The sequence below is a fragment of the Streptomyces sp. NPDC005402 genome (genome assembly GCF_040606575.1).
Classification (GTDB): Bacteria; Actinomycetota; Actinomycetes; order Streptomycetales; family Streptomycetaceae; genus Streptomyces.
Genome location: NZ_JBEXFB010000067.1, coordinates 1 through 6374 on the forward strand (window position 1 = coordinate 1; position 6374 = coordinate 6374).

Annotated in this window: 3 protein-coding genes and 1 pseudogene; 1 reads left to right on the forward strand and 3 read right to left on the reverse strand. The window is 66.7% G+C overall.

Annotated features, from left to right (window positions below; translation table 11 throughout):
* Positions 1-155 precede the first annotated feature (155 nt).
* The 3 genes from ABZT02_RS45985 to ABZT02_RS45995 form a co-directional block, all read right to left on the reverse strand.
* Complete coding sequence (locus tag ABZT02_RS45985; protein ID WP_356029417.1) at positions 156-515, reverse strand: LppP/LprE family lipoprotein; 360 nt, start codon at positions 513-515, stop codon at positions 156-158.
* Between the two features lie 173 nt (positions 516-688).
* Positions 689-4879 carry a trypsin-like peptidase domain-containing protein gene (locus ABZT02_RS45990; RefSeq protein WP_356029422.1) on the reverse strand — a complete coding sequence of 1397 codons (4191 nt, stop codon included), beginning with the start codon at positions 4877-4879 and terminating at the stop codon, positions 689-691.
* A gap of 53 nt (positions 4880-4932) precedes the next feature.
* Positions 4933-5310, reverse strand: a complete 378-nt coding sequence (locus ABZT02_RS45995; protein WP_356029420.1) for a CU044_2847 family protein — start codon at positions 5308-5310, stop codon at positions 4933-4935.
* A gap of 240 nt (positions 5311-5550) precedes the next feature.
* On the opposite strand from ABZT02_RS45995, the pseudogene ABZT02_RS46000 reads away from it, so the two are divergent.
* Positions 5551-6060: pseudogene (locus ABZT02_RS46000) on the forward strand (DNA polymerase III subunit alpha); the annotation flags it as partial.
* Between the last annotated feature and the right edge of the window lie 314 nt (positions 6061-6374).

Below are 6374 nucleotides of genomic sequence, written 5' to 3' on the forward strand. Positions count from 1 at the left end.
CCGCTGAAACAGCTCCCACAACTCATCCGGCACCAGCCGCTCAACGATCCCCACCACGACCGGCAGCTTACCCAGCCAAATGAGATGACGTCTAAGCTCGGTTGACTTCCGGGCTCTCAGATGGGCGGCCGATGAGTGGGACACGGCGGTTGACGTCACTTGTCTGGGTAGTTTGGATTCTCGGGCAGCGGTGGTGAAAAGATCACCTTGCCGTCCTCCCAGCGCGCCTGGTACTCACGCTCGCCACCGGAATGACAGCACTGCGGATCCGTTGGCAGGTACACGGGATAGGACAGGTTAACCGTCTTTCCGTCCTGGCTTTTGATCGTTGATTGGGCGGCCGCCGTCACGTCGTAGCCGGCGTACTCGTTGCCGTGAAAGAAGAACACGGAAACACATTTCCCATCGACGCTGCCGGTGCAGTGAGCGTGGATCGCACGAAGGAGTCCACGGAGGTTCTTTAGAGTGCTGGCCTTGGTGTCGGCCGTGTATCCCAGGCGCTTGATGCGGAGCACCGCCCGGTCCACGTCGAAGGGCTTTTTTCCAACCTGTGAGGGCCTATCCGCCGACGGGCGCGTGGTGCCCCACAGGGAAACGGACGGGATCGACTCCGGTTGAACCCTGTCTGCTGGCCCTCCGCAAGCTGTCACCAGCGTCAGGCAGAGCACCGCCGCTGCTACCGGGAAACTCACCGGTCGTCGCACGCCGTCACCCCCAGAAAGACCCGCTCCAGCATTCCGTACCGCATATTTTTCAGGTCCTCCTGGGAGATGTTGCGTGTGACGTGTGAGCAGAGTTCGGCAGCCCAGCTACTGGCGGATGCCTGTCTCAGTTGGAAAACTGCCGTGGTCCCGAAATCCGTCTCAGTCCCCTGGATGGTGCTCACCGGCACGCTCAGCAGTAGGCGCTCACCGTCGGGGGAGGGCACGACGGCCCGAACGTGAGCGGCTGCGGGTATACGGGTTTGGGTTAAGAGCCCGCCAGGGCCCCACCGCTCCACGATGCCCTGCCTTACGCTGACTGTCTCGTCGCTATCGGAGAGGAACATCGTGGCGCGGGCGACGTCGGGGGGGATTTTGGACTCACGCTGCCCACCCTTGGCATCCCACACCTCCGCACTCCCGTCTTTGCCGATCAACAGCAGACGCCGGCCGTCGCTGCTGAACCCCACAGCGTTCCGATCGGCGAGCGGAGCGCGGGAGCTGGGTATGACGACGGTGACCCGCCGTCGGTCGCGGAGATCCCAGACCTCGACGCCGCGCAGGTCCGGGGTGGCCACGGCGATCCGCTCGGACGCGGGGTCGGCTGCCAGAGTGGTTGCGTACCGACTCCGTTCGACTTCCGAGTTCTCCCGGAACAGCAGCGTCTCACCCACCTTGCGGCCGGTTGTGACGTCCCACTGCGAGACGGCGCCTGCCACGAGGGCGACCAGGCGGCCGTGCCGGGTGAATCCAAGGTTACGGAGCTCCGTGTCCTGGGGCGCCGACCCGAGGGGCCGATCGACGTGTATCCGCCGCAGTACCTCAAGGGAGGGCAGCTTGTAGAGCGTCACCAACTCCGCAGAGCCCTCGTTCACGGCCAGCGTCTGTTCCTCGGCGTCGAACGCAAGCCGCGCGGACGTCTGGTACCCGCCCCGGCCTACCGCTGCGATCCTCCGTCCGGTCGTCGGGTCCCAGACCGCGACATCCCCGCCAGCACCTACCGTGACCAGATAGCGGCCAGAAGGGGAGAAGTGCACGGCCTCCTCGTCGCCGCCGGTGCTAAAGACGTCGGCGGTTGAGAGCGAGCCGGGCGTGGGGGCCGTGGCGACCAGTACTTCCGTCCCGCGGGCGAAGGCTATGCGGCGGCTCGCGCCAGCCAGGGCGTAGCGGGTGTAGCGGCCCTTGGTACCGTCCTCGGCCAGTACGAGAAGCCGTTGTCCGGTGGCGGCGTCGTGCACGGTCACAGCTCCGTTGTCGCGTGCCAGAACGACCTGGTCAGAGATGCCGACCAACTCGCCGATCGTCATGTCTTCAGTGCTGCAAGGCAGGCTCTGGAAGAGACGGGGGTCGGGCTTGCCGGCGGAGACATCGGTCAGCCGCCACTTTCCGTTGGCGCATATCGTGGCCACCGGACGGGGACCCGGGGCGAACTCGGGCTCGTTGAAGCCGGGGACAGCCATCAGGCGCCCGGAGCCCGTGTCCCAGACGCCTTGGGACTGGACCCCTGGCCCGGAGGCTACGACGTGCTTGCCATCCGCGGCGAAGACGAATCCAGTGGGTGAACCCTCAAGCAGCGCTTCCAGGGTGACGGGCGCAGCGGTGGGTCGGTCGAGGTTCCATACCTCGGCCCTGTCATCTCTTGGAGGGTGGGCCAACAGGCGGCGTCCCGTGCGGTCGAAGCGCAGCTCGTCCACCGCCTGAGCGGTGCTGTTGGTGCTCATCGCGGCTCGTAGGGTTAGCAGGGTCCTCTTTTCACGCAGGTCCCAGATCTTGATGCGGTTGCCGTCGCCTCCCAAAGCGAGTCGGGTGCCGTCGGGACTGACCGCGACGGCCGAGACGTCGTCCATGCGGACAATCAGGGAGGGGCCGTCAGTCCCGACACGCCATACCGACAGTCGGCCCGCAACGTTCCGTACCGCGATGACCTGGCCGGAGTTGTCCAGCGTTGTCTCCGCGACCTCCCCGCCCGCGGGCAGGATGGCGTCGTACGGGGCATCGGTCAGATAGCGGGTGAACAGGTTGTTGTGTGCTTGTTGGGTGGGCGCGGTGCGCCAGGCGGCGACGGACAGTAATGCGGCTACTTCCCGATGGGAGTCCGCCTGGCCCTGGGCCTGTTGCACGAGGCTGGCCGACCATTCGGCGGCTTTGCTGCCACGCACCGAGTGCACTCCTATGCCAGCCAGGGTCCCTATTACCGCAGTAACTGCCGCCGCGACGATGGCTTTGCGGGACCGCTGGCGCCGACGCCACTCCTGGCTCGCCTGAAGGTATTGGCGTTCACTCTCGGGGATGTCGTCCGACCGGTCGCGCAGTTGCTCCCGTGCCTGCTTGAGTTCGGAACCGCGCATCAGCAGGGCGTGGTCGCGGCCGCTTTGCTCCCAACGCGCGATGCGCTCGCGCACATGCTCCTGCCAGCTCCGAAATTCGCGGTCGGCGTCGACCCAGGAGCGCAGCGCAGGCCAGTGTTCGAGTAGCGCTTCGTGGGCGAGAGCGACCGTCTCCATGCCGTCAGACGCGCGATCGAGGTGCACCAGACGCTGTACGGCGAGTAGTTGTGCGGCCTTCCAACAGGCGGGGTGCAGCTCGGTGCGGCGTGCGGTGCGCCCGGTGTCGACCGGGTTGTTGAGGCCTCCGTCGCCTGGGCGAACAAGCTGCACGAACAGTCGCCGCACCTCATCGTGCACGTCGCCCAGCCGCTCCTTGACGACACGCTCGGCATGCGACGCCAGGGCGCCCGCCGCTCGGCCGATCTCCTCGTAGGCGGCATGCGCGAGGATGCCCTGACGCTGTTGCTCCCATAGCAGGGTAAGGGTGAATTCGAGCAGGGGCAGCCCACCGGGGCTGCGACCCGCGTCCGAGAGCAGTCGCTCGGCGAGCGAGTCCTCGAAACGTACGGCCCCGTGGAATGAGGCGATCGGGGACAGCACCACCTCACGGAGCTGGTCCTCGGCCAGGCGGTCGACGAGCACCGGTGACGCCTCGCAGACCCGCTCCAGAACGGGGAAGCGCTTCATGGCCTTCAGGAAGTCCAGTCGCAGGGCGAAGACCAGCCGCACTAGTGGTCCGCCGTCCGCGGTGCGCCATCCGGTCATGTCCACCAGTTGGTCGACCAACTTTTCGGCCGTGTCGGGCGAGCAGCGGAACAGCATCTCGAACTGATCCACGATTAGGGCGAGCTGGGTCGTTCCAGTGCGGGTGAGTAACTCTCTGACAACCGGAGCGGTCCCTCCCTCCCGAAGCCGTCCGACGAGCCGTTCAACCTGTTCGAGTCGGTCGAGCGGCTTGATAACGTCGTCCGGTGCGTTGAGTAATGGCAGCAGAGCGGAAGCCAGCATGAGCTCCGCTCCCAAGGCTGGCTCTGGGACCAGCGAGGCGATGCTGTAGTCCCCACGTTTGCGCAGCTGGGGTACGAGACCGGCGTGGATCAGCGATGACTTGCCAACTCCGGACACCCCGATGACCGGGACGATCGACGACGTGGTGACCGCCTCGGTCAACGCCTGTATCTGCTCGGCTCGCCCGAAGTAGTGGGTGGCATCGTGCTCCCGGAACGACTCCAACCCACGGAACGGCGATGGCGGTGCAGCGAGGCGACGCAGCTCAGGGTGTACCTCCAGCAGGACGCCGGCGGTAATGGCGTAGGCCGCCCGTTGAAGGAACCTCCCGTCGGTGGCGACAACCATGCCAACCACCCCCTTGACGTGCTCATCCCACAGTGGTGTGCCACTGAAGCCCTGTCGGATTTCGCAGGCACTAGTGCTCTCGAACTGCAGCCAGCCCCGTCCGCGGTCGTCCACGATCGTGCCGAGCGACCAGACGCCCTCGTCGTCGCCGGCCGGGAAGCCGAATGCCCGGAAGGGGTGGCCGCGCACTGTCTCAACGTCCAGCAGTCGCACAGGTTCAGCCCCGAGGGGTGGATCCTCATCGAGCGCGAGGACGGCAATGTCGCCCGAGCCGTCTTCTGCGACAGGTATGTGTGTGATGAGCCGCGCGCTCTGTCGGCGGGCTGCTCGTCCGGCAAGGGGAAAGTCCACATCGACGGTGAGCCCAAGAGCGAGGGGACTCCCCTCCTGTTCTCCGGCGACGGCCGAAACCACATGCGCGCACGTAAGCACGATCCTGGGGCCAGCAAGAAAGCCAGCACCCTGCGGCGTGGCCCGAGCGCCACGCGACCACATGCGGGCAATCCCGGGGTTGGGCACAGGTCCGGGCACCGCGGACTCCCCGTGCCTTATCCCGCCACGGCGCCGTCGCGCGCGGCGACGGCCTGGGTGATCGGCACAGCCTCCGGTTGCTGCCTGTCCCACTCCATGGAGAGGGTGAGTGATCCCTCGCTGGCGGTCTTGGCGAGGAAGACGCCCGCCTCCGCCGACAGCTTCAACCCAAGCTCAAGAGTGATCTTGTCTGGTTGCCGCGGCAGGTCGGCCATCTTAGCGAGCACAGCATGCGCGGCCTCGCGCACGCTCTCCAGACCGCGCTCCAGCGTCTCGGATGCTTCAGCCACCATCCCACCGGGCCTGGCAACCCTGACCACCGCCTGCGGCCCGTTATCGACTTCTACCAGCACTGAACCGCCGCTTTCCAGCGGCACCCTGAGCAATTCAGGCATCGAGCCCCCCGGCCACCTACTGCGATGTGATGCGCGCCACCCTATTTCCTGCAAGAGGTGCTCGTGCCCAGATCGGCAATTCCCCAGGCGGTCATGACGACGACTTCCGTCTCGCAGCGACGGCTTCCTGAGGTCGATCAAGGTCCTAGCTGCAAGGCCGGGCCGCCGGCGGGGGTGTGGCTTGGGCGCCCCCCGTTTGACGCTTCAGCTCAACACGCTGAACTTGACAGGGAACCTGAGGACACCGGCCTCGCCCTGGGGATTCCCCCGCACGTCGTCGGTGAGGTCGCCAAGAGTTTTCCCCATATCCGGGCCCGGGACATCCGCGGCGCCCTGGCGGAACTGCTGGAGCTGCGCCAACTGGCCTCTGAGGCGGTGAAGTTCGGGCCACTGTGGGAGCTCGCCGAAGGCCTGGACGCGCTGCCGCGCGGCTACGCCATGCACCCCTGCGGGGTGATCCTGTCGAACGCGGCGCTGCTGGAGAGACTTCCGGTGCAGCCGACCCCGGCCGGCTACCCGATGGTCCAGGCCGACAAGGAGGACGTGGAAGATCTCGGCCTCTTGAAGCTCGATGTGCTGGGCGTGCGCATGCAGTCCGCGATGGCGTACGCGGTCTCCGAGATCCGCCGGACGACCGGACGTCTGTTCGATCTCGACAACCCCGACCACGTCGACCTGAACGACCAGCGGGCCTTCGAGATGATCCGGGCCTCGGACACCGTCGGCCTCTTTCAGCTCGAAAGTCCTGGTCTTCTCTACTGTCTGAGCCACTGTCGGTTTTTGGCTCGGAGGAAGCATGGAGGAGCCCGCAGGCTCATGGGCAGACGCTCGGCCTCACCCGCCAACCCAACGCCCCGTCCACCCAGACGCCTCAGCGCTCACAGGCCGAACTCGACGCTGTTCTGAAGACATGGCTGGCCGAACCCGGCCACCTCGTCCCCGTCCAGGAGACGACCCGCACCACCTTCCAAGGAGACCAGGTTGTCCGCATCGGCCCCCCCCCCCCCCCCCGGGGGGGGGGGGGGGGCCGGCGCGGGGGCGGGGCGGTGCCGGACCAGCACATC